At 54.7% G+C, this 21,741-nt stretch carries 20 protein-coding genes; 13 read left to right on the top strand and 7 right to left on the bottom strand.

All coding sequences use genetic code 11. The features are described from left to right. Positions 1-5: 5 nt before the first annotated feature. Both WC184_11190 and WC184_11185 read right to left on the bottom strand, forming a co-directional pair. A complete protein-coding gene (locus WC184_11190; protein MFA7478437.1) occupies positions 6-611 on the bottom strand; it encodes a hypothetical protein in 606 nt (201 codons plus the stop codon). Positions 612-808: 197 nt separating this feature from the next. Continuing rightward, positions 809-1,747 carry a TIGR03621 family F420-dependent LLM class oxidoreductase gene (locus WC184_11185; GenBank protein ID MFA7478436.1) on the bottom strand — a complete coding sequence of 313 codons (939 nt, stop codon included), beginning with the start codon at positions 1,745-1,747 and terminating at the stop codon, positions 809-811. A gap of 86 nt (positions 1,748-1,833) precedes the next feature. On the opposite strand from WC184_11185, the gene pcrA reads away from it, so the two are divergent. Then, entirely contained in the window at positions 1,834-4,086 is a 2,253-nt protein-coding gene (pcrA, locus tag WC184_11180; GenBank protein MFA7478435.1) for a DNA helicase PcrA, read from the top strand. A 55-nt stretch (positions 4,087-4,141) separates the two neighbouring features. On the opposite strand, the gene WC184_11175 is transcribed toward pcrA, so the two are convergent. Beyond that, on the bottom strand, positions 4,142-4,633 hold the full coding sequence (locus WC184_11175) for a hypothetical protein (GenBank protein ID MFA7478434.1): 492 nt from the start codon (positions 4,631-4,633) through the stop codon (positions 4,142-4,144). Between the two features lie 191 nt (positions 4,634-4,824). Here WC184_11175 and sucC point away from each other — a divergent pair, with 191 nt between their 5' ends. After that, complete coding sequence (gene sucC / locus WC184_11170) at positions 4,825-5,967, top strand: ADP-forming succinate--CoA ligase subunit beta (GenBank protein MFA7478433.1); 1,143 nt, start codon at positions 4,825-4,827, stop codon at positions 5,965-5,967. Between the two features lie 10 nt (positions 5,968-5,977). Further along, a complete protein-coding gene (gene sucD / locus WC184_11165; protein MFA7478432.1) occupies positions 5,978-6,874 on the top strand; it encodes a succinate--CoA ligase subunit alpha in 897 nt (298 codons plus the stop codon). 159 nt (positions 6,875-7,033) lie between these two features. Here the strand turns inward: sucD and WC184_11160 are convergent, their stop codons facing one another. Beyond that, positions 7,034-7,480: a hypothetical protein gene (locus WC184_11160; protein ID MFA7478431.1), complete on the bottom strand. Its 447-nt coding sequence runs from the start codon at positions 7,478-7,480 to the stop codon at positions 7,034-7,036. 122 nt (positions 7,481-7,602) lie between these two features. On the opposite strand from WC184_11160, the gene purN reads away from it, so the two are divergent. The 3 genes from purN to WC184_11145 all read left to right on the top strand — a co-directional run bounded on the left by purN (position 7,603) and on the right by WC184_11145 (position 10,688). Next, positions 7,603-8,160 (top strand): phosphoribosylglycinamide formyltransferase, encoded by a 558-nt coding sequence (gene purN, locus WC184_11155; protein MFA7478430.1) that lies wholly within the window; start codon positions 7,603-7,605, stop codon positions 8,158-8,160. Next, a complete protein-coding gene (purH, locus tag WC184_11150) occupies positions 8,157-9,695 on the top strand; it encodes a bifunctional phosphoribosylaminoimidazolecarboxamide formyltransferase/IMP cyclohydrolase (GenBank protein MFA7478429.1) in 1,539 nt (512 codons plus the stop codon). The genes purN and purH overlap by 4 nt, the downstream gene beginning before the upstream one ends. A gap of 135 nt (positions 9,696-9,830) precedes the next feature. Continuing rightward, positions 9,831-10,688 carry a tetrahydrofolate dehydrogenase/cyclohydrolase catalytic domain-containing protein gene (locus tag WC184_11145; protein ID MFA7478428.1) on the top strand — a complete coding sequence of 286 codons (858 nt, stop codon included), beginning with the start codon at positions 9,831-9,833 and terminating at the stop codon, positions 10,686-10,688. A gap of 45 nt (positions 10,689-10,733) precedes the next feature. Here the strand turns inward: WC184_11145 and WC184_11140 are convergent, their stop codons facing one another. Further along, complete coding sequence (locus WC184_11140) at positions 10,734-10,937, bottom strand: hypothetical protein (protein MFA7478427.1); 204 nt, start codon at positions 10,935-10,937, stop codon at positions 10,734-10,736. Between the two features lies 1 nt (position 10,938). Here WC184_11140 and WC184_11135 point away from each other — a divergent pair, with 1 nt between their 5' ends. The 3 genes from WC184_11135 to WC184_11125 are packed head-to-tail and all read left to right on the top strand — an operon-like array spanning position 10,939 to position 13,094. Beyond that, on the top strand, positions 10,939-11,364 hold the full coding sequence (locus WC184_11135; protein MFA7478426.1) for a hypothetical protein: 426 nt from the start codon (positions 10,939-10,941) through the stop codon (positions 11,362-11,364). Continuing rightward, positions 11,325-12,173, top strand: coding sequence for a hypothetical protein (locus WC184_11130; protein ID MFA7478425.1), 849 nt, complete (start codon positions 11,325-11,327; stop codon positions 12,171-12,173). Before WC184_11135 ends, WC184_11130 begins: the two co-directional genes overlap by 40 nt. A gap of 51 nt (positions 12,174-12,224) precedes the next feature. Next, the gene (locus WC184_11125) at positions 12,225-13,094 is read left to right on the top strand and encodes a methylenetetrahydrofolate reductase (protein ID MFA7478424.1); all 870 of its coding nucleotides are present in this window, start codon (positions 12,225-12,227) and stop codon (positions 13,092-13,094) included. Positions 13,095-13,242: 148 nt separating this feature from the next. Here WC184_11125 and WC184_11120 read toward each other — a convergent pair whose 3' ends face one another. Next, positions 13,243-14,457 carry an NADP-dependent isocitrate dehydrogenase gene (locus WC184_11120; GenBank protein MFA7478423.1) on the bottom strand — a complete coding sequence of 405 codons (1,215 nt, stop codon included), beginning with the start codon at positions 14,455-14,457 and terminating at the stop codon, positions 13,243-13,245. Positions 14,458-14,710: 253 nt separating this feature from the next. On the opposite strand from WC184_11120, the gene WC184_11115 reads away from it, so the two are divergent. The 4 genes from WC184_11115 (at position 14,711) to WC184_11100 (ending at position 21,150) form a co-directional block, all read left to right on the top strand. Then, positions 14,711-16,129 (top strand): aldehyde dehydrogenase family protein, encoded by a 1,419-nt coding sequence (locus WC184_11115; protein ID MFA7478422.1) that lies wholly within the window; start codon positions 14,711-14,713, stop codon positions 16,127-16,129. Positions 16,130-16,222: 93 nt separating this feature from the next. Then, positions 16,223-18,148, top strand: coding sequence for an ABC transporter ATP-binding protein (locus WC184_11110; protein MFA7478421.1), 1,926 nt, complete (start codon positions 16,223-16,225; stop codon positions 18,146-18,148). Then, entirely contained in the window at positions 18,145-20,028 is a 1,884-nt protein-coding gene (locus tag WC184_11105; protein ID MFA7478420.1) for an ABC transporter ATP-binding protein, read from the top strand. The genes WC184_11110 and WC184_11105 overlap by 4 nt, the downstream gene beginning before the upstream one ends. 135 nt (positions 20,029-20,163) lie before the next feature. After that, positions 20,164-21,150 carry a malate dehydrogenase gene (locus tag WC184_11100; GenBank protein MFA7478419.1) on the top strand — a complete coding sequence of 329 codons (987 nt, stop codon included), beginning with the start codon at positions 20,164-20,166 and terminating at the stop codon, positions 21,148-21,150. A 23-nt stretch (positions 21,151-21,173) separates the two neighbouring features. Here the strand turns inward: WC184_11100 and WC184_11095 are convergent, their stop codons facing one another. Further along, entirely contained in the window at positions 21,174-21,623 is a 450-nt protein-coding gene (locus WC184_11095) for an SCP2 sterol-binding domain-containing protein (protein ID MFA7478418.1), read from the bottom strand. Between the last annotated feature and the right edge of the window lie 118 nt (positions 21,624-21,741).

Below are 21,741 nucleotides of genomic sequence, written 5' to 3'. Positions count from 1 at the left end.
CGAAATTAATCGCCGTGGCGAACCACTTCTTGAGGTTTCGTTTGCATCCGATCGTGCGAAGACAACCTTAAGCCACCAAGCAGTGAGGCCACTAGGGCTTCGGCGTCGTGGATGGTGGTTTCAATCATTTCAATGCCAGCGTCTACATCACCGGCTTCCAGCTTCCATTTAGCAACCACCAAACTTTGCACCAGGGTGTCGTTGATTTCAGCGGCGTCGCGTTGGCGTTCTCTCGAAACCGCCAGGTCGGTCTCGAGGATTTCTGCTCGGCGTTGCATATCCGAGGCATGGCCAATCAAGAAACCCAACAAAAGCATGGGTAAAATTCGTGCTGCCCAACCCAAAGCGGGCATATGCACGTCACTTAACCAAACCCAAATAGCCATTAGGGCCACACCGATGAAGGCTGAACCCACCCCAGCTTGCACCCCAAAGGCCAAGGCCACTAGGGCGATGGGGAAAACAAAGAGTACGGTAACGGCATCATTCACATCAGCAGTCGCCCACTGAAGTGCGAAGACAGCACAAAAAAGAGCGGTGGTAGCCCATATCGCCATGCTCGGATGGCGTCGGAACCAAGGTCCGATTTGAGCGTTTTGGATGGCAACCATGAATCGATGTTGCCTTGCGCTACTAATCAAGCGGTAGGGCTAAAGGTCACTTGGCACACCAAAGTGGGTTAGAAGATGGTTAAGCCCTCACACGCCATCGCGGCCTTTGCATAGCCTGACGCCCGATCACACCAGCGCCTTGTGTTAGCAACGAAGGCCTTAGTTGGTTGGGTGACCATTCGGGGCACCGTTGGTGTCTAAGTCCCGGCAAGGGCCGTTATCACCGGTGCCAATTTTTCTAGAGCATCAGCCGAGAGGCCAATGTAGCTGATGTCCCACTCTTCTCGTTGGCGCAGAAGTTGTTCAACAATCTCTTCGGTGGAGCCCACCAGAGCATGAGGCGTGACCAGGGCTTCATCGGTGCTTAACCCGAATGCTGGCGCCAATAGCTCGGCTATGGCTTGGCGATCGTTGGTGACTTCTGCCAGGTGTACGCGTACCTGCAGCTCTAATTCGCGGTAGCGGTCGCCGGCACTTTCTTTGATCCAATCAAGTTTTTGGGTGGTGGCGCGACTTGTGGCGCTTGGCCCGGCGTTTTCATCGATGGCTCCCGAGCGAAGATCGATGTTGAGGGCCACAATGTTGGCTTCGCGGGCTGCTAAGCGAAGAATTTTTTCACCTCCACCCCCCACCATTATTGGTGGGTGTGGGGCCTGTACCGGTGATGGCGAGTTAACCAAACCATCCACTTGGTAATGTTTTCCTGAGAAATGAACAGGTTCTGTTTGAAACAAGGTTTTAATTAGCATAATTGCTTCACTAAGTCGTTCAATTCGAAGGGAAGGCCGCTCGAGGCGAAGTCCGACTTGTTGGTAGTCGCTCGTCAACCAGCCTGCGCCTAGGCCCAGCTCGAATCGGCCGTTTGAAAGTAGATCAAGGGTTGCGGCCTCTTTGGCAACGATGGCCGGGTGGCGGAAATCGTTACAGATAACCACCGTTCCTAACCGCAGCGTGGTGGTGGCATCGGCAGCGGCCATCAAAGCGGTGAAGGGTGCCATTTGTTGGTCAAAGTGATCGGCGATGGTGAGTGTTGAGGCCCCCGTGTCTTCGACCGCTTTGGCCAGCTCAGTCCATTCGGCACGGCTGTAGGTACCAGTGGCCTGAATTCCGAATCGGAAAGGTCGATTTTTTGCCATAGCGAGAGTGTGCTTGCTGGGGCTTCATGGGTGCAACTGCGTGATGGGTAGGAGGGTGTCACAGCCCGCAAGTACGATTGGGAATCATGTCTATTTTTGATGGCGCTTCCGATTCGCTACCGCCGGGTCAGACCGGTTTGCTCGCTGGGTTGAACCCCGCCCAGCTAGATGCCGTTACTCACTCTGGCGGCCCCTTGTTGGTGGTCGCAGGCGCGGGCTCGGGCAAAACCCGGGTTCTAACCGCTCGTATCGCCCACCTTATTAACGCCAGTGGCGTGTCACCTTTTGAAATCCTGGCCATCACCTTTACCAACAAAGCAGCCTCGGAAATGAAGGCCCGGGTCGGTGAATTGATTGGCTCGATAGCCGAACGGATGTGGATTTCAACGTTCCACTCGGCTTGTGTGCGCATTTTACGTCGAGAAGCGGGTCGAATCGGCTTTCCGTCTTCGTTCACAATTTACGATCAGGCCGATGCCCTACGTTTAGTTAGCTATGTGCTGCGCGACCTCGATTTAGACCCGAAGCGTTTCCCGGCCCGCAGCGTGTACGGGGCTATTTCCACGGCTAAGAACGAGGGCTTAAGCGCTGGGCGCTACGCCGATGCAGCCCAAATGGTGTTTCAGCGTCACATTGCCCAGGTGTATCTAGAGTATGAAAAGCGGCTGATCCGGGCTGGTGCCATGGATTTTGACGACCTGCTGTTAAACACGGTGCGCCTGTTCCGCGAACATCCTGAGGTCTTAGCGGAATATCAGGCCCGTTTCCGTCACGTCCTGATCGACGAATATCAAGACACCAACCAGGTTCAAAACGAACTGGTGGTGGCGTTGGCTAGCGACCATCGCAATATCTGTGTGGTGGGCGATTCTGATCAGTCGATTTACGCGTTTCGAGGTGCTGACATTCGAAACATTTTAGAATTTGAAGAGGCCTTCCCCGATGCCACGGTGGTCTTGCTCGAGCAGAATTATCGCTCCACACAGACCATTCTCGACGCCGCCAACGCGGTCATCTCTCATAACTTTGGCCGCAAACCCAAAGAATTGTGGACCGATGCCGGAGCGGGTACTCCCATTAGGTTGTATCGGGCCGACGATGAGGGTGAAGAAGCACAGTGGGTAGCCAACGAAATTAACCGGCTTCACGACGTTGGCGACCTACGTTTCGATGAGGTTGCAATCTTCTATCGCACGAACGCTCAAAGCCGGGTCTTGGAAGAACGGCTAATGCGGTCTGGCGTGCCATATGTGGTGGTTGGCGGTACTCGTTTCTACGACCGTAAAGAGGTTAAAGACGCCCTGGCCTATTTGCGGGCCGTGGTGAACCCTACCGACGAGGTGAGCATCAAGCGGGTTTTGAACGTTCCCAAGCGGGGCATTGGCGACGCCAGCATTGCGAAGATCGACATTTATGCCCGTAGTTTAGGGCTGCCTTTCATTGACGCTTTGCGCCAGCATTCCGAGGCTGGGGTGAGTGGCAGAGCAGTCCGTGGTATTGATTCATTTTTGAGCATGCTCGATGCGCTCGAGGCTTTAGCCGCCGAAGGGCCAGCCAAAATGTTGGAAGACATTTTAGAACGTACTGGCTATGTTGCTGAATTGGTGGCCGAGCATTCGGTTGAAGCCGATGGACGACTTGAAAACCTTGATGAACTCGTTGGTGCCGCGGCCGAACACGACTCGGTTGATGAGTTCTTAGAACAGGTGGCGCTAGTTTCCGACGTTGATGCTCTAACCGGTGACAACTTGGGTGGTGTGGTGCTTATGACGTTGCACGCCGCTAAAGGTCTCGAGTTCCCGGTGGTGTTCTTAATGGGTCTAGAAGAAGGCGTTTTTCCACATCAACGCTCCATCGGCGATTCTGAGCAACTAGAAGAAGAGCGGCGTTTGGCCTACGTGGGTATTACTCGTGCCCGTCAGCGCTTGTACCTCAGCTATGCCACTTCTCGAAATCTCTTCGGTGAGATTCGTTACAACCCGCCCAGCCGATTCTTAGATGAAATTCCTTCGGAGCTAATAGAAAAAGAACATGAAGAGCGCCGAAGTCGAAGCCTAAGCGGTCTTACGGCCAGAGATTTCGGCCGTAGTGGCAATGGAGGTTTCGGGACACGTCGTGCCAAAGCCGTAGAAGGAGCGCTTGGAGCTAAGGGTCCAGTCCCAAGTGGGGCCAACGCTTTAGGCTTAAAGATCGGCGATGATGTTACACATCGTGTTTGGGGCGACGGCGTGATATTGGATATGAGCGGTTCTGGAGATAAAGCCGAGGCCGTGGTCCGTTTCCCAAGCGTTGGTGAGAAGCGTCTCTTGTTGGCTTGGGCCCCTATCGTGCGTGCTTAGGCACCTGGCTACGGCCATCTACTCGCTCATCCTTGGCTGCTAGCGAAGTTGGCTATTAGTCGTCAGCGTCATCCGAACGAAACTCGGCGTTTAAATCTACGCTCAAGCGACCATTCTCAACCGTCACCGGATACGTCATTAATCCGTCGCCGTTGGCAGGGAAACGTTGACCGTCACAATCGACGAAATCCTGGCTGTCTTTGTTCCAAACCAGGGTGCAGTCACGGGCTTTGCCCGATGGTGCGGCGGCCAGGGCGTACCATTCGGTAGTCGGATCGTTACCGATGTGCTGCAAAATAATGTCACGGTCTCGCCCCGCCACATCGGCGAACAAAATGGGCCCGTCTTTTTGAATGGACTCGGAGCGTGCTTGTGCGTTCCCAGCATCGAAAAAGTCGCTACCGATGTTTAGCTTTACGTTCTCGCCGCCTTTGCTGGCCATATTGACCATTACGAACATCAAACCGATGCCTGCCACTAACCCGCCTAGGGCTACCAATACGGCCGTGGTTGTCGATCTTCCACTGCGTCGCTCGATAGGACTCATAAGACTCAGCCTAGAGAATCTGCACCTACATTGGCAGTTAGGCCCCTCAGCTACACGCAGAATCTACCGTTAGTGGCGGGAATGATTGGGGAATGAGTGAGACGAGAGGGGGTCGGGGCTTCTAATATCGATCTAGTCGTGCCCATAAGAGGTGCGACAGTCATCCGACACGCCCCGGAGGCCGTCACCGAGTGGATCTTTTCGAGTATCAAGGCAAACAATTTTTCGCATCTTTTGGCATCCCTGTCTCAGATGGAGATGCTGTTACAACCGTCGATGATGCGGTGGCCGTTGCGCAGCGCATTGGCTACCCAGTGGTTGTAAAAGCCCAGGTGCAAGTAGGTGGTCGAGGTAAGGCTGGTGGTATCAAGCTGGCCGACAACGCCGATGAAGTGCGTACCCACGCCACCAACATCCTAGGTATGGACATTAAGGGCCATATCGTGGAAACCCTGTGGATTGAAGTGGCTTCAGATATCGCTGAAGAATATTACGCCAGCTTCACCCTCGACCGTTCTGCCAAGAAACACCTTGGCATGTTGAGCGCAGAGGGCGGTGTTGAAATTGAAGCGGTGGCCGAATCTAACCCCGACGCCATTGCCAAAATTTGGGTCGACCCGGTTGACGGCTTGACTGAAGACGTTGCCCGAGAGTGGGTAGCGGCTGCCAAGTTGAACCCCGAGGCGACCGAAGGTGCGGTCGATATTTTGTTAAAGCTCTACCGTGCTTATGTAGAAGGCGACGCCGATTTGGTTGAAATCAACCCGTTGATTTTCACCCCGGATGGTCGAGTTCATGCTCTCGACGCCAAAGTCACCCTCGATGGGAACTCGGTTTATCGCCATCCCGAGTATGAACAATACGAGGCCACCCAGGTTCGCGACGAACGCGAAACCGAGGCTTTTGAAAAGGGTCTCCAGTATGTGGGCCTAGATGGTTATGTTGGTGTTATCGCTAACGGTGCTGGCTTGGCCATGTCAACCCTCGACATTGTGAACCAGGTTGGTGGCAAACCAGCGAACTTCCTAGATATTGGTGGCGGCGCTAACGCCGACGTGATGGCGGGTGCCTTAGAGGTCATCACCAACGACACCAACGTACGGTCCATCTTTATTAACATCTTTGGTGGTATCACCAAAGGCGAGGAAGTGGCCAACGGTATTGTGACCGCTCTTTCGCGGGTCAACATTGATGTGCCGATTGTGGTGCGCCTAGACGGCACCAACGCTGAGGAAGGTCGGGCCATATTGCAGCCCCACCTTGGCGAGAAGTTGCATATGGAACCAACCATGCTGTCGGCTGCCGAGCGTGCCGTGGCTCTAGCCGGAAACTGAGGAAGCCCACATGAGCATTTTTGTTGACGAAAACACCAAAGTTATCTACCAAGGTTTAACTGGTAGCCAAGGCCGTTTCTATGGCTTGTTGAATCGGGAATATGGCACCCAGGTCGTGGGTGGCACCAACCCTAAAAAAGCTGGTACCGACGTGGAAGGCATTCCCGTGTTCGCCAACATGAGCGAAGCCGTGGCTGCTACCGGTGCCAATGCCTCTTGTATTTTTATTCCGGCACCCGGCGTGAGTGGCGCTGTAATGGAAGCCGCCGAAGCTGGCGTCGAGTTTATTGTGGCGATCACCGAAGGTGTGCCCGCCCAAGATGAGGCTTGGTTTTACAACAAGTTGAAGCGTGATTTCCCCAACGTTATGTTGTTGGGCCCTAACTGCCCTGGAATCATTAGCCCTGGTAAAGCCAACATCGGTATTACCGCTGGCCATATTGCTAAAGCTCCGGTTGAAGGCGAAGCCGCGGTGGGCATTGTTAGCCGTTCGGGCACGCTTACCTATCAGGCTCTTTACGAACTGAAACTAAACGATATTGGTGTTACCACCTGTGTTGGTATTGGCGGTGACCCAGTGCCAGGGGTTTCATTCATCGACTGTCTGAAAGCTTTCGAAGCTGACCCCGACACCAAAGCGGTCATGATGATCGGTGAAATTGGTGGTTCAGCTGAAGAAGAAGCGGCCGAATATATCGCCAATGAAATGACCAAGCCGGTTGTTTCTTATATTGCTGGGGTCACTGCTCCTGCTGGCAAGAAGATGGGCCACGCTGGGGCCATCGTTTCTGGTGGTAAAGGTACCGCCGATGCCAAGATGAGCGCCCTAAAAGCAGCTGGCGCCCAGGTGGGGAACAACCCCACTGAAGCTGGCAACTTGATGGTTGAGGTTGTGCGAGGCTTGTAGTCGCTGGAGAGCGAAAAGCCAAAGGGCCTGGATTCCTCTCATTGGGGAGAAATCCAGGCCCTTTGTAGTTTTATGTTGTAGCTTCCTCGTGTGCTGCCGCTTGAGCGGTTGGAGTGCAGGTGCCCGTTCGTTCTAAACGGACCTTCTTGAAAGGGATTCTCAGAAGGGGCTAGGTGGAGTGGCGGAACGTCCGCTCGAGCCACTTTCTTGCTTAGCGGCGAAGCCCCCGTAAGCCAGGCCCGCGGCCAGGATGATGTTCACCCAAGCACCAAAACCTAGGGCGCTGGTTTCAACAACGAGCTTCAGAAGCAAAAGGGCGAGCACTGCAATGCCACCGTAGAAGCGAGCATCAACCCAAGAAACAGGGATTTCAGGCAGTTCGACATTGGCCAGTTTCTCTGCCAGCAAAGTACCCACTACGGCCAAGGCCAAGATGAATGCCAAGATGCCCCAGATAGCGTTTGGAGAGCTCATGGCTTTGATGTTCGCTGAACCGAACGGTCCGAACGAAATGTGGTGCCACGGCAGAATGAGAATACCGAGGATCAACAAAATGCCGGCCCCGCCGCTTATCTTCTCGCCCATGCCGAGCTTATTTAGGTCCACCCCTACCTCCAGAGATACGAGTTGTCGCGATGTGTCATGTCCACGCTAGACGATAGCGGCAGGCCTGAGTAGGAACTTGGTAATAAAACTGTGGGCCTTGGTTGCTGCTAGCGTCACATAACGTGCGAATTGGAGTGTTGGCTTCAGGTAGTGGAACTCTGCTTGAAGCGATTTTGGCCGACGATATACCTGTTGAACTGGTGGTAGTTGACCGTCCATGCCGTGCTATCGAGGTCGCTGAACGAGCTTCAGTGCCCGTAGCGTTGGTGGAAAGGGTAGATTTTGGTCCTACTTTCGACCGTCACGCCTACACCGAAGAGGTGGTGGCCAAACTTCGAGAAGCTGACATTGAGCTAGTGGTGATGGCCGGTTTCGGCACTGTAATTCCCGGCGCGGCGGCGGCTTTCCCGGGCCGGTTGCTGAACACTCATCCAGCGCTTTTGCCTGCCTTTAAGGGTTGGCACGCCGTGCGAGAGGCTTTGGCCCGAGGTGTGAAGGTCACCGGTTGTACAGTTCATATTGCTACAGCTGAAATGGACGAAGGGCCGATTCTGGCCCAAGAGGCGGTCATCGTGACGCCCGACGACACCGAAGAATCACTCCACGAACGAATCAAAGAAGTTGAACGGCGGCTTTATCCCGCCACTATTCGTCGCTTTATGGAAGGAACCGTTGAATGACGGCAAAAAGGGCGCTTATCTCTGTTTATGACAAGACCGGGGTGGTTGATCTAGCCCGTGGCTTGGTGCAGCTTGGGTGGGAGATCGTATCGAGTGGTGGTACCGCCATGGCACTTGATGACGCTGGCATTGTGGTAACTACGGTGGAAGATGTTACCGGTTTCCCCGAGATGCTTTCCGACCGGGTGAAAACCTTGCACCCGAAAATTCACGGTGGGCTGTTGGCCGACCTGGATGAGCCCACCCATGTGGCCGACTTGGAAGCGAATGACATAGCGCCTTTTGGGTTGTTGGTTTCAAACCTTTACCCGTTTCGCTCTGACCCTTCCATCGCCTTAATCGATATTGGCGGGCCTGCTATGGTGCGTGCGGCTGCCAAGAACCACGCCCATGTGGGCGTGGTTGTAAACCCACAGGATTATGGCATTGTACTGGCCGAATTGCGCGACTCGGGGGCCTTGTCTTCGGCCACTCGTCGCCGCTTGGCTCGCGACGCTTTTGCTCACACTGCCGCCTACGACGCGGCCATTGTGAGCTGGTTCGATGAAGACCAAAGTGAACTTAGTGCCGATGCCGGCGATCCGCCTTCTTTGCCCTCGACCCTGCATTTGGCGTTAGAGAAGGTTGCTTCGCTTCGATACGGAGAAAACCCTCACCAGGTTGGTGCTCGTTATCGCAACATTGGTGAAACCAGCTGGTGGGATGAGGTTGTGCAACACGGTGGGCTGCCACTTTCCTACCTGAACCTCTACGATGCGGCCGCCGCTTGGGAACTGGTACATGACCTTTCCGCCCGACCGACGGTGGCCATCATCAAACACGCCAACCCTTGTGGCGTGGCTGTTTCTGACACTCTGGCTGATGCTTATGCCAAAGCCTTCGATTGCGACCCACGCTCGGCCTTTGGTGGCATTGTGGCGTTAAATCGGGTGGTTGACCAACAAACCGTGGAAGCCATGGTGGCGGCCGCTCAAGCTGATGTTGTTATTGCGCCGGGTTATGAGGAAGGTGTTATCGAGGCTTTGGTCAAGAAGCGTAAGAACACCCGCTTGCTGAGCGCCCCAGCCCCCACCAAAAATGCTTTGGCATTACGGCAAATTTCGGGTGGATGGTTGGTACAAGATGCGGCTCATTTTGCGAGTCCCCGTTCAGCGTGGGAGGTGGTAACGACGGCGGAACCCAATGATTCGCAGTGGGCTGATGCAGAGTTGGCTTGGCGCTTGGTGGGTCATGTCACTTCGAATGCCATTGTGCTGGTGAAAGACGGCGTGGCGTGGGGAATAGGTGCCGGTCAACAAAACCGGGTCGAGTCGGGTGAGCTGGCGGTGTCGAAAGCCGCCGGACGCGCCGCTGGTGGCGCTTGTGCTAGTGATGCTTTTTATCCATTCCCCGATGGAATGGACGCCCCTTCAGCTGCTGGCTCGGCCGTGGTCATTCAACCCGGTGGCGCCATGCATGACGATGATGTGATCGCCCGAGCGAATGAGCTTGGTTTGGCCATGGTCTTTACTGGCGAGCGCCAATTTCTTCACTAGTTACTGGTTTTCGGCGAGGCGATTGTCGGGCAGCCAAACGATTGCTTTGCAGCGGAATGATCGCTAAGTAGCGAAATCATCGCCAAGCAGCGGATGATTGGATAGCCCACAAAAATATGAAGCGAGACTAGGTTTATGACTGCAGAAATACTTGATGGGGAAGCCGTCGCAACGCGAATTCGTTCCGAGCTGGTTGAGCGTGTGGCCGAACTTAAGGCCAAGGGTGTGACCCCGGGTTTGGGTACCATTTTGGTTGGCGATGACGGTCCGAGTGCCAATTATGTAGCCATGAAACACCGTGATTGTGAGGCGGTGGGTATCGCTTCATTCCACACCCATCTTCCCGCCACTGCTTCCCAGGCCGAAGTCGAGTCCGCGGTGGCCGAATTCAACCACAACCCCGAGGTTGATGCCTACCTAATGCAGTATCCGTTCCCGGCTGGGCTTGATTTTGAAGCCGCTATTTTGAAGATGGAACCAGCCAAGGATGTTGACGGGCTGCATCCAGTAAATCTTGGAAAGTTGGTTATGGGCACCAAGGGTCCGCGCCCATGTACACCGGTGGGCATTGTAGAACTTTTGGCGGCTTACAATATTGATTTAGCGGGCAAGCATGTGGTGGTGGTGGGCCGTGGTTTAACTATTGGTCGTCCTTTGGCGGCACTACTCACCTTGAAAGAGCCGGGCTTGAATGCTGCGGTGACCGTAGTGCATACAGGAGTGGCCGACATTAGCGAGTACACCCGCCAAGCTGACGTGCTAGTGGCGGCGGCTGGGTTTCCGGGTCTGATTACCCCTGAAATGGTGAAGCCCGGCGCTGCGGTGGTCGCTGCCGGGGTTTCGTTTTCGGGGAAGAAGCTGCTCTCGGATGTAGCTGATGAGGTAGCCGAAGTGGCTGGCTGGCTCTCACCGCGCCTGGGTGGGGTGGGGCCGATGACCAGGGCCATGTTGTTAGCTAATTGTGTGGCGGCAGCCGAAGAGCGCGCCAACTAGTATTTCATGTAGTTTTACAGCCCTTGAAACGTTCCCGGCGGTGGTTTAAGGTCTCGGTATGAAAATGGCGGCCTTTGCTAAGCGATGGATTTGGTTAGCGGCTGCTTTGGCGTTGGCTGTCAGTGGGTGCGGTGGTGGAAGCAAGAGCGCGACCCCGCCACGTGCCAGTGTTGATACCGAGACTTCAACGTCGTCAACGCCAACGGTGAGCGAGAGCACTACGTCGACTAGCGTTGCTACTCCATCCACAATGCCCGAGCAGCACTTCGAGCCTCTCTATGCTGATCCGGCTCTAACGCCCGAAGAACAAGTCGAAGCCGCATACTTGTTCTATTGGGATGTTGTCTTGGATGCCTTTGCGCGTGGGGATGACCGTTATCTGCCCTTAGTTCTGGTCGACGGCGGCCTTTCGACTCGGCTTAGTGAGCTTGCAGAGCTTGTTGATCGAGGCGAGAGATATCGGATTGATGTATCACACAGGCACGAGATTCTTCTGGTCGAGATGGATGAAGCCGTTGTTGCAGATCTCCAGCGAAGCAAATTTGTGACGTTACGTGCGAGTGACTCAACCATTCTAGACATTGAAGAAAACGTTGATGTCCCTTGGGTGTATTGGTTGTATAAGCGAGGAGATCAGTGGGTCGTTTACGATTTTTACGTCGAACAACTTCCTTAATAGTCATCTTGCTTGCCATTGCGACTTCCCCTGAGATCGCGAGTGCAGACTTTAGCAATAATCAGGAAGAATCGAACGTTTCTTCAAACGGTACGACCGTCCGAGTCGAGATAATTCTTGATTCGAACGGCGTCCTTCGTCCGGTGGGAACGCCGGGGGCATCTTCGAACCCGACCTACTCCGAGTGCGAGTTCACCTTGGTCGAGATTCCCACCTGGTTCGAAGCCCTAGACGCCATCGGAGAGCCCACGTCACCCGATGCTATTCCCTACTGGTTGCTGTGCGGCACAGCCACCGTTGATGCATTTTGGGTCTCGCCCCAAGACCTTGTTGACTATGATTCAATCGCCTGGGCTGAAGCCGATCGCTACGTCCGCGAAGTGCTAGCTCCTACCTTGAATATCGAGGTCAACCCAGCGGGTTACAGCATTACGGGTATTCCCAGTTGGTTCTGGGTTGACGGTTGGAACGGTGCACCGATCTTCACGTCAGTATCGGCACCCTTCGGAGCCACCGTAGACGTGTCATTGCAGCTAATTGACGTGGAGTGGGACTTTGGTGACGGCACCACCCCTTGGCGTGGCGACCTAGGTTTGGCCTACCCAAGTGAATCTCCGGTGCAACACAACTTTGAACGTCGATCGACTAGTAAAGAGAGCCCCGATGGTACTTTCGAAGTTTCGGCAACGGTCAGCATCGCCCCTTCCTATCGCCTCAACGGCGGTGGCGAAATAGCGCTAAGTCCGAACCTCACGGCCAACGTTCAAGTTCCGTTGGTGGTACGTCAACTTCAAGCAGTCTTGAGGTAGGCGTTCGAAGCCAATAGTCGTAACCGTGCGCCGACCATCTAGCCTTGTGGCATGGCACTCATCCACGAACTCCTAGCCGCTGGGCGCACCATCTCCTTTGAGTTCTTTCCGCCAAAGACTGCTGAAGCCAGCGCGCAATTCAAGAAAACGATCGATGCGCTGAAACCGCTGCAACCCTCGTTTGTGTCGGTTACATATGGTGCTGGGGGCTCGACCCGCGACCTAACCCGCGACATGGTGATTGGCCTTGAGAAGAACCATCAGATTCTCTCTATGGCTCATCTAACATGCGTTCCCCACACCAGAGCCGAAATCGTTTCGCTGATCGGGGAATACGACGATGCCGGTATTCGCAATATCTTGGCCCTGTCGGGTGACGAGCCGACTGACGGCACCGTTCCGCCACGTGAGTTCACCCACGCCAGTGAACTGGTAGAGCTACTTCATGAACACGGTGAATATTCCATTGGGGTAGCCGCCCATCCTGAGGGCCACCCCCGTTCGCCCAATCTGCAAAGTGATCGCATCCATTTGGCGGACAAACTGAACGCCGCCCATTTCGGCGTCACCCAGTTTTTCTTCCGAGTGGAAGACTACCTAGATATGCGTGACGCTCTGGCGGCGCTCGGCTGTGAACGGCCAGTGGCAGCAGGCATTATGCCAGTCACCAATTTCAACCAGATCAAACGATTCGCCGAATTGTCAGGTGCCGCTATGCCTAAAGAAATGGTGGCGCGGCTAGAGAAGTATGCCGATGACCCGGCCTCAATTAAGGCGGAAGGCGTGGAGATTGCTTCAGAGATGTGCGAAGCACTGATCGCCGAAGACGTTCCTGGCTTGCACTTTTACACCTTGAATCGACCCGAAGCCACCTTGGCGATTGCCGCCAACCTTGGCTTAGGACCCAAAGCCCAGACCTGACCTCGGCTTAGTGCCCGTGGAACAGGGCCAATCTCCGGTACGTACCCAACACCTAAGCCAAAAGACAGCTCGGACTTAGCTAAGAAATAGCAAAGCCGCTGCCATCATCGACGGCAGCGGCCAGCATTTGCCCTCTTAGGCCCCGGCGTTAAGCCATTGCAGCTTGCAAAGCGTTGTCGATGGCGTCCATAAAGGCTTCCGTGGTGAGCCACTCTTGGTCATCACCCACCAGCAAGGCCAAGTCTTTGGTCATCTTGCCCGCTTCCACGGTCTCAATAATTACTCGCTCCAAAGTCTTGGCGAACTCGGTGACCTCGGGGGTGTTGTCGAGCTTGCCGCGATGGGCCAAACCTTGGGTCCATGCGAAAATAGAGGCGATGGGGTTGGTTGAGGTGGGGTTACCCTTTTGGTGCTCGCGGTAGTGGCGAGTGACCGTGCCGTGGGCCGCTTCGGCTTCCACTGTTTGGCCATCGGGGGTAATTAGTACTGAGGTCATAAGCCCTAGAGAACCAAAGCCTTGGGCCACGGTGTCGCTTTGAACATCGCCATCGTAGTTCTTGCAGGCCCACACATACCCGCCTTCCCATTTCATGGAAGCCGCCACCATGTCGTCGATTAGGCGGTGCTCATAGGTCAGCCCGGCAGCTTTAAACTCATCGGCGAACTCGGCTTCGAACACTTCCTGGAAGAGGTCTTTGAAACGACCATCGTAGGCCTTCAAGATGGTGTTCTTAGTCGACATATAAACCGGGTAATTGCGGTTCAATCCGTAACGGAATGAGGCCCGGGCGAAGTCTCTAATTGAGGCGTCGAGGTTGTACATACCCATGGCCACGCCAGCTTCGGGGAACTGGAAAACTTCGTGTTCAATGGGTGCCGAGCCATCGGCCGGGGTGAAAGTCATGGTTAAGGTTCCAGCGCCTGGAACCTTAAAGTCGGTGGCGCGGTATTGGTCACCGAAGGCGTGACGGCCGATCACAATGGGTTTGGTCCAGCCGGGCACGTAGCGGGGAATGTTTGAGATGATGATCGGCTCACGAAAGACCACTCCGCCCAGGATGTTTCGGATGGTTCCGTTCGGCGACTTCCACATCTGCTTCAACCCGAACTCTTCCACACGGGCTTCGTCGGGGGTAATGGTGGCGCATTTAACGCCCACACCATATTGCTTAATGGCGTTGGCAGAATCGATAGTGATCTGGTCGTCGGTGCGGTCGCGCTCTTCAACACCCAGGTCGAAATACTTAAGATCGATGTCGAGATAGGGGAGAATGAATCGCTCGCGAATCATTTGCCAAATGATTCGAGTCATCTCGTCGCCATCGAGCTCTACGACCGGATTAACAACCTTAATTTTCGCCATCTTGTACCTCGCTGTGGGTGATTAAACGATGAGTTATCGGTGATTTATGGATGAGCCAACATCTAAATGGCCGTGGAACTCCACAACCTATACAGCACAACAATAGGACAAGTAAGAGACAAGTGGGATAGCTGACGCCAAAGAAGGGCCTATCGGCACACTCTTCATACGCCGTATAAGAGATGTGCCTTTTGACCAAAAAGCGCTACCGTAGAGATTCATTGACATCCGTCACAGCCAAGGGGCAACTGTCTTGCACGAATACAACAAAATTTTTATCGATGGATCATGGGTGCCCTCGGAGGGCACCGGGGTCATCGAAGTAATTAACGCCAATACTGAAGAAGTTATGGGGTCCATCCCCGAAGGCACCGCTGCCGATGTCGATCGAGCTGCCAAAGCCGCCAAAGCTGCTTTCGAATCGTGGGCGGCGCAGCCCCTCGACGAGCGCCTCAAGTATGTGCAGCGCCTCTCGGAAGAACTTGGTGCTCGCATGGATGACATCGCGGGTGTGGTGTCGGGTGAAGTGGGTATGCCCATCAACTTCTCGAAAATGATTCAAGTCGGTCTGCCCATGGGCACCACCGCTTCCGTCCTTGAAACCGCCAAGAATTTCGAGTGGGAACAAGAAGTCGGCAACTCACTAATCGTGCGCGAACCAATTGGAGTGGTGGGTTGTATCACCCCATGGAACTACCCGTTGCACCAAATCATGGCCAAGGTGGCCCCGGCTCTGGCCGCTGGTTGCACGGTGGTACTAAAGCCCAGTGAAGTGGCACCGCTGAATGCTTTTATGCTCGCTCAGATTGTGGAAGATATTGGCTTGCCAGCCGGCGTTTTCAACCTGGTTTCAGGCACCGGGCCAGTCGTTGGTGAAGCTATTGCTGCCCATCCCGATATCGATATGGTCTCATTCACCGGTTCGACCAGGGCCGGTACCCGGGTGCAGCAGGTGGCTGCAGAGACCGTGAAGCGTGTGGCGCTTGAGTTGGGCGGTAAGTCGGCCAACATTATTCTCGACGACGCCGATTTCGCGACCGCGGTACCAAAGGGCGTATTTGCTTGCTATTTGAACTCGGGTCAAACCTGTTCTGCCCAAACCCGCATGCTGGTACCCAAAGATCGCATGGACGAAGTCGTAGAAATTGTTACGGCTGCACTACCTGGTTTCCCGCTCGGCACTGGCGACTCGGAAGCTGCCATGTTGGGTCCGCTAGTTTCGAAGGCCCAGCAAGAACGAGTTCGTGACTACATCCGCAAAGGCATCGACGAAGGTGCCACCTTGGTGGCTGGCGGAGTTGAGCAGCCCGAAGGTTTCGAAAAGGGTTTCTTTGTGCAGCCCACCGTTTTTGCCAACGTGAGCAACGACATGACCATTGCTCAAGAAGAGATCTTTGGCCCGGTTCTTTCTATTATCGGTTACGAAGATGAAGACGACGCGGTGCGCATTGCCAACGATTCTGACTACGGCCTCTCTGGTGCTGTTTGGTCGGGTGACGCCGAGCGCGCTAAGGCCGTAGCTCGTCGCATGCGCACTGGTCAGGTGGAAATTAACGGCGGTGGTTTTAACGCTGTTGCGCCTTTTGGCGGTTATCGTAAGTCTGGAAACGGACGCGAACTTGGCACCTTCGGCTTCGAAGAGTTCCTAGAGACTAAAGCAATGCAGCTCTAAGTAGCTCGGCATAGAACTCAGGCACTTGGGAGGCTGGCCCGCAAGTTGGCCCCCAGGTGCCTTTGTTTTCTTGTGTAGAAAGAGAATCTGTGAATGACCGCTAACTCCGCGCCGCAGGGTTTGTTCCGGCGTGGGCTGCAAACACTGAAGTACCAAATCAGTTTTCACCCCGTGCCCTTTATCGTGGCGGTGATTGGGGCAACCATTTTTTCTCTGGCTTTGGTAGCTGGAACTTGGGTGCTGGGTTGGGCTACCGACAACGTCATCATGCCGGCCTTTGATGAAGGTGGCGTTAAGCGTGGCGTCATATTTTCTGGTGTCGGGGCGATTATTGGTTTAACCCTGGTTCGGGCCGTTGGTGTGGTACTGCGTCGATATTTTGGTGCGATGGCTTCGCACAAGGTACAGGCCACCATGCGCAATAACATCACCGACACCTATCTCGACGTTCCACTTGAATACCACCTGAACACGCCCACTGGTGAACTCTTGGCGCATGCCGATGCCGACGTGGAAGCAGCCGCCGAGGCCATAATTCCCCTGCCTCTAACCACCGGGGTGGTATCAATTGTGCTGTTTTCAATGGTGGCACTGGCCCTCATCGACCCGGTTATGATGCTGGTGGGCTTGGCTATTTTCCCAACGCTTGCCGTGATGAACAGGCTTTATACCGCCCGGGTGGAAGCCCCATCGGCGCTGGTGCAGCAACGTATTGGCGAAGTTTCAAACGTGGCTCATGAAAGCTTCGATGGAGCGCTGATCGTGAAAGCACTCGGCCGCGAAAAAGCCGAGATCGCACGTATGGCAGAAGCCTCGGACCGTTTGCGCGAGGCGCGCATCCAGGTTGGTCGCCTACGAGCGCTTTTCGAATCCACGCTGAAAGCTATTCCATCGCTGGGCATGGTGATTTTGTTGCTAGTTGGATCGTGGCGGCTTTCGGAAGGTGCCATCACTACTGGTGACATCGTGACCTCGATTGCGCTGTTCGGCGTGTTGGTAGCACCGATGTGGGTGGCGGGCTATTTCTTAGAAGAACTACCAAGGTCGGTAGTGGCTTTTGAACGGGTTCGTGGTGTGTTAGAGCTGCAACCAGAACCGTTGCCGCGCCACAACCAAGGCCGCCTACACGCCACCATTGGTGATCTCAACACCAATATTCAAGCCAACTCAAACCACTCGGGCGCCAGCAGTGCCCAAGAGAAAACCAGCCCGGCGTGGGCCGACGCCGAAGCTTTGGTCAATGGCGTTGCCAACGGAAACAGTCGCAAAGCGCGGGCTGCGGTGGTGCCACTTAGCATTTCGGTCTCGAATGTTTCTTACGCTTATGGCACCTCGGCTGGTGATGTCTTGAAAGGCATCAGCTTCAGCGCTCAGGCCGGTGAAGTAGTGGCATTAGTAGGCACTACCGGAGCAGGGAAAAGCACCTTGTGCCAACTCTTGGTTGGTCTGATTGATCCGGCCGTTGGTGAGGTGCGTATCAACAATGTTCCTATTAATGAGGTCGACGTCGACGAGTTGCGAGCCGAAACCGCCATCGTGTTCCAAGAGTCGTTCCTCTTCGCTGAAACTGTTCGCGAAAACATTTTGGTATCAGCAGAGGTGAGCCAAGTTGCGTTAGACCAGGCCGCCCAAGTGGCGCAAGCCAGCGAGTTCATTGCGAATTTGCCCGCAGGTTATGAAACCGAAATGGGTGAGCGTGGTGTAAGTCTCTCCGGTGGTCAACGCCAAAGAGTGGCTTTGGCTCGTGCTCTGGTGCGTCAACCTGGCCTGCTAGTGCTTGATGACGCCACCTCGGCGGTTGACCCTGTTATTGAAGCCAGAATCCTCCAGGGGCTGCGTCAATCCTTGGGCAGCACCACCATCATTGTGGCTAACCGAATTTCAACCATCGAATTGGCTGACAAAGTGGTCTATCTGGATGCAGGTCGTGTGGTGGCCGCAGGCACCCACGAAGAGCTGCTAGGCAATCCGCGTTACGAACGACTGGTACGGGCTTATGAAGAGGAGGTGATCGAATGAGCTTCCACACAAGCGACAGCGACCCGACCGAAGAACATGTGGTGACCCCACCAGTGATACCAGTGAATGAAGACGACACACCTGAGATCGACTCTGACGCTCGTGACCTTGGCCCCGACGGCGCCATTGCCATTCTGCGTCGAGGGTTAAAGGCCAGCCCCGAGTTAAAATCGGGTGCCTGGATCACGATTGGTATGGCTATTACCGCGGCTGTTGGTCAGCTGGTGATCCCAGTGCTGGTGCAGCAGATCATCGACAAAGGAATCAACGGGCCAAACGGTTATGACGGTGGTTTCGTGCTGACCGCTTCACTCGTAGCAGTGGCTGTGATCGTGTTTGTTTGGTGGGCAAGCCGGGCTACCTACCTGCGGCTTTTGTACACCGCGGAATCAACCCTGCGTGAGCTTAGAGTCCGAACTTTTGCCCACATTCATGCTTTGTCACTGGCCGATCATGAAGAAACCAAACGAGGCATTTTGGTGGCTCGGGTTACCAGCGACATTGAAACCATTGCCCGTTTCGCTCAGTGGGGGGCCATTTCCTGGATCATTAACTCCACCATTCTCTTAGGTACATTGGTGGTGCTTTTCACCTACTCGTGGCAGTTGTGCTTGCTGGTGATCGCTGTTTTTGTGCCAATGGTTCCGATCATGATGTATCTGCAGCGCCGTCAGCTAAGCGCCTATGACCTGCTGCGAACACGAGTTTCGGAAATGTTGACATTAATTTCGGAATCGATCATGGGTGCCGCTGTTGTACGGGCTTATGGCAGCCAAAGCCGTACCCGACAGAGGGTGCACAAATCGATCGACAACACCTATCGGGCTCGCATGCAAGCGGCAAAGTTCTTTGCGCTTATCTTCCCCTTAGGCGACCTTTTCGGTGCCTTTGCCCTGTCGGTAGTAGTTGGCGTGGGTGCCTGGAATGCCCAGTCGTGGGGTTTGGAAGCCGGAACGTTGGTGGCAGCACTGTTCTTGGTGAACATGGTGTTGAACCCGATTTCAGAGTTGGGTGAAATTTTGGATCAGACCCAAACGGCGTTAGCTGGCTGGCGAAAAGTACTGGACGTGCTCGATACGCCGATTGTCATTGCCGAACCTGAAGATGGCCAAATGCTGCCGTTGGGACCTCTTGCGGTTGAGGTTGATTCGGTTGAATTTGCCTACCGCACCGGTGGCCGCGTGCTGAATGGCATCACCATTGCAATCCCGGCTGGTACCAATGTGGCGATTGTGGGCGAAACTGGTTCGGGTAAATCAACCTTCGCCAAATTATTGGCACGCTTTGCCGAACCCAGTGTCGGTGAAATTCGAGTTGGTGGGGTTCCGCTGGCCGAAGTGGATGCCGAAGAACGATTGCGACGTGTTCGCATGGTGCCCCAAGACGGCTTCTTGTTCGACACCAATATTCGCGAAAACGTACGTTTCGGCCGACCCGACGCCACCAACGCCGAGATCGATGAAGCTTTTGAACATCTGGGCTTGGGGTGGTGGGTCGAAAGTTTGCCCCATGGTCTCAATACTGAAGCTGGTGAACGAGGCGACTCACTTTCAGTCGGTGAACGCCAATTAGTGGCTTTGGCTCGTGCTCAGCTTGCTAACCCCGGCCTGTTGATTTTGGATGAGGCCACATCTTCAGTGGACCCTGAAACCGAACGTGCTCTTGCCACGGCGCTTATAACTTTGGCGCAAGGCCGAACTACGGTCAGCATCGCGCACCGACTTTCTACTGCCGAGGCCGCCGATTTGGTGCTGGTGTTCGACCACGGCGACCTGATTGAACACGGTTCGCACGACGAATTGGTAGCGGCCGGTGGTATTTACGCTGGGCTGTATGAAAGTTGGATCGGCAATACTCGTCGGGCGGCGCGGAGCGCGTGAGTTGGTGTCGAGCGCGCCACCTAGCGTGGTAGAAACTAGAAAATAATTATGCTACTGCCGCCTGGTAGTAGTGAGATAGAACCAAGCAAGCGTTACATTTTTTGAGTGCTCGTCGAGTCTTAGGAGCTTTTAGCTATGAAAAGTCCCGTTCGTGTAGCTGTTACCGGTGCTGCTGGTCAGATTGGTTACAGCCTGCTATTTCGAATCGCTAGTGGGCAGATGCTGGGCGAAGACCAGCCGGTTATTTTGCAGCTGCTGGAAATTACGCCCGCTTTGGATGCACTAAAGGGCGTGGCCATGGAGCTTGAAGATTGTGCGTTCCCGCTCCTTAGCGGCATTGTGCAAACCGACGATGCCGACGTGGCTTTTGGTGATGCTAACTATGCGCTCTTGGTAGGTTCCCGCCCTCGTTCCAAAGGTATGGAACGCAAAGACCTGCTTGACGCCAACGGTGCCATTTTCACGGTGCAAGGCAAGGCTCTTTCTGACAATGCGGCCAGCGACATCAAGGTTTTGGTGGTGGGAAACCCTGCCAACACCAACGCTCTTATCGCCATGAACAATGCGCCCAACATCGACCAAGGCCGGTTCACCGCGATGACTCGTCTCGACCATAACCGAGCCTTGGCACAACTGGCAGCTAAGACTGGCACCACCGTTAATGACATAACCAAAATGACCATTTGGGGTAACCACTCGGCAACCCAATACCCCGACGTCTTTCATGCCCAGGTAAAGGGTCAAAACGCTGCCGAGCTGATCAATGATGAGGTGTGGTTAAGCGACACTTTCATTCCAACCGTTCAGCAACGAGGTGCGGCCATCATTGAAGCCCGTGGTCTGTCAAGCGCAGCTTCAGCTGCTAATGCCGCCATTAGCCACATGCGAGACTGGGCGCTTGGCACCCCTACGGATGATTGGGTTTCGATGGCGATTCCATCCGACGGTTCTTATGGCGTGGCTGAAGGCATTATTTCGTCGTTCCCGGTTACTTGTGCCAACGGCGAATATTCGATCGTGCAGGATCTAAACATCAACGATTATTCACAGGTGCGTATTGATGCCACGGTAGCTGAGCTGGTTGAAGAGCGTGACACTGTAGCCGAGCTGGGCTTAATCTAACTGGCGGCGGGCCTAAGTGCCCGCTACCACCGCGTTTTAGCCCTTAGCTCACCTAGAACGTCGTCCAAGTTCTCCATGATGGAAACGTTGGCGGTTAATAAGTCAACACGCCCCCCAACCCTTAGCTGCCCGGCCATAAAAGCGCTTTGGGCGCTTAGTTCGCCGGTAGCGATGGCGACCGCAGTGGCGTATGACTGTGTGAAGGAAACATGTGGCAGATTCTCATCCACAGATTCGGGGTGAACGCTTGCTGGCCCTAGGCCGAACTTAATGTAGTAATCGACATTGTGGCTGGTGTCCGCGGAGGATCCGTCGGTTGAGGGTACATCGGTTGGGGGTACATCGGTTATGTGTTGAGCTACGGCGAAGTCTTCGGGGCTGTCTAGCTGTTGCGTGGCGTCGCGCAAAGATGAAGCTTCGGCCACCAGCCGCGCCATTTCGGCCAGCCATTCGTCACTCAAAAACGCAATCACCTAAGCGATACTAGAACCGCTCCCGTTGGATTGCTTAACCTGCCATTGCCGCAGCGTGAAACCGTTCTCGACACCGAGCCCGCCAACCTCGCCCGTTGCGGGGCGTCAAAACGAGTGT

Source organism: Acidimicrobiia bacterium (assembly GCA_041676705.1).
GTDB lineage: Bacteria > Actinomycetota > Acidimicrobiia > Acidimicrobiales > SKKL01 > Actinomarinicola.
Note: the sequence above shows the minus strand (reverse complement) of the source record. Positions and strands in the feature narration are given on the sequence as shown.

Coding starts and splice junctions, on each gene's coding strand:
- WC184_11190 (MFA7478437.1), bottom strand. CDS start 611: ATGGTTGCCATCCAAAACGCTCAAATCGGACCTTGGTTCCGACGCCAT.
- WC184_11185 (MFA7478436.1), bottom strand. CDS start 1,747: ATGGCAAAAAATCGACCTTTCCGATTCGGAATTCAGGCCACTGGTACC.
- pcrA (MFA7478435.1), top strand. CDS start 1,834: ATGTCTATTTTTGATGGCGCTTCCGATTCGCTACCGCCGGGTCAGACC.
- WC184_11175 (MFA7478434.1), bottom strand. CDS start 4,633: ATGAGTCCTATCGAGCGACGCAGTGGAAGATCGACAACCACGGCCGTA.
- sucD (MFA7478432.1), top strand. CDS start 5,978: ATGAGCATTTTTGTTGACGAAAACACCAAAGTTATCTACCAAGGTTTA.
- purH (MFA7478429.1), top strand. CDS start 8,157: ATGACGGCAAAAAGGGCGCTTATCTCTGTTTATGACAAGACCGGGGTG.
- WC184_11145 (MFA7478428.1), top strand. CDS start 9,831: ATGACTGCAGAAATACTTGATGGGGAAGCCGTCGCAACGCGAATTCGT.
- WC184_11135 (MFA7478426.1), top strand. CDS start 10,939: ATGCCCGAGCAGCACTTCGAGCCTCTCTATGCTGATCCGGCTCTAACG.
- WC184_11125 (MFA7478424.1), top strand. CDS start 12,225: ATGGCACTCATCCACGAACTCCTAGCCGCTGGGCGCACCATCTCCTTT.
- WC184_11120 (MFA7478423.1), bottom strand. CDS start 14,457: ATGGCGAAAATTAAGGTTGTTAATCCGGTCGTAGAGCTCGATGGCGAC.
- WC184_11110 (MFA7478421.1), top strand. CDS start 16,223: ATGACCGCTAACTCCGCGCCGCAGGGTTTGTTCCGGCGTGGGCTGCAA.
- WC184_11105 (MFA7478420.1), top strand. CDS start 18,145: ATGAGCTTCCACACAAGCGACAGCGACCCGACCGAAGAACATGTGGTG.
- WC184_11100 (MFA7478419.1), top strand. CDS start 20,164: ATGAAAAGTCCCGTTCGTGTAGCTGTTACCGGTGCTGCTGGTCAGATT.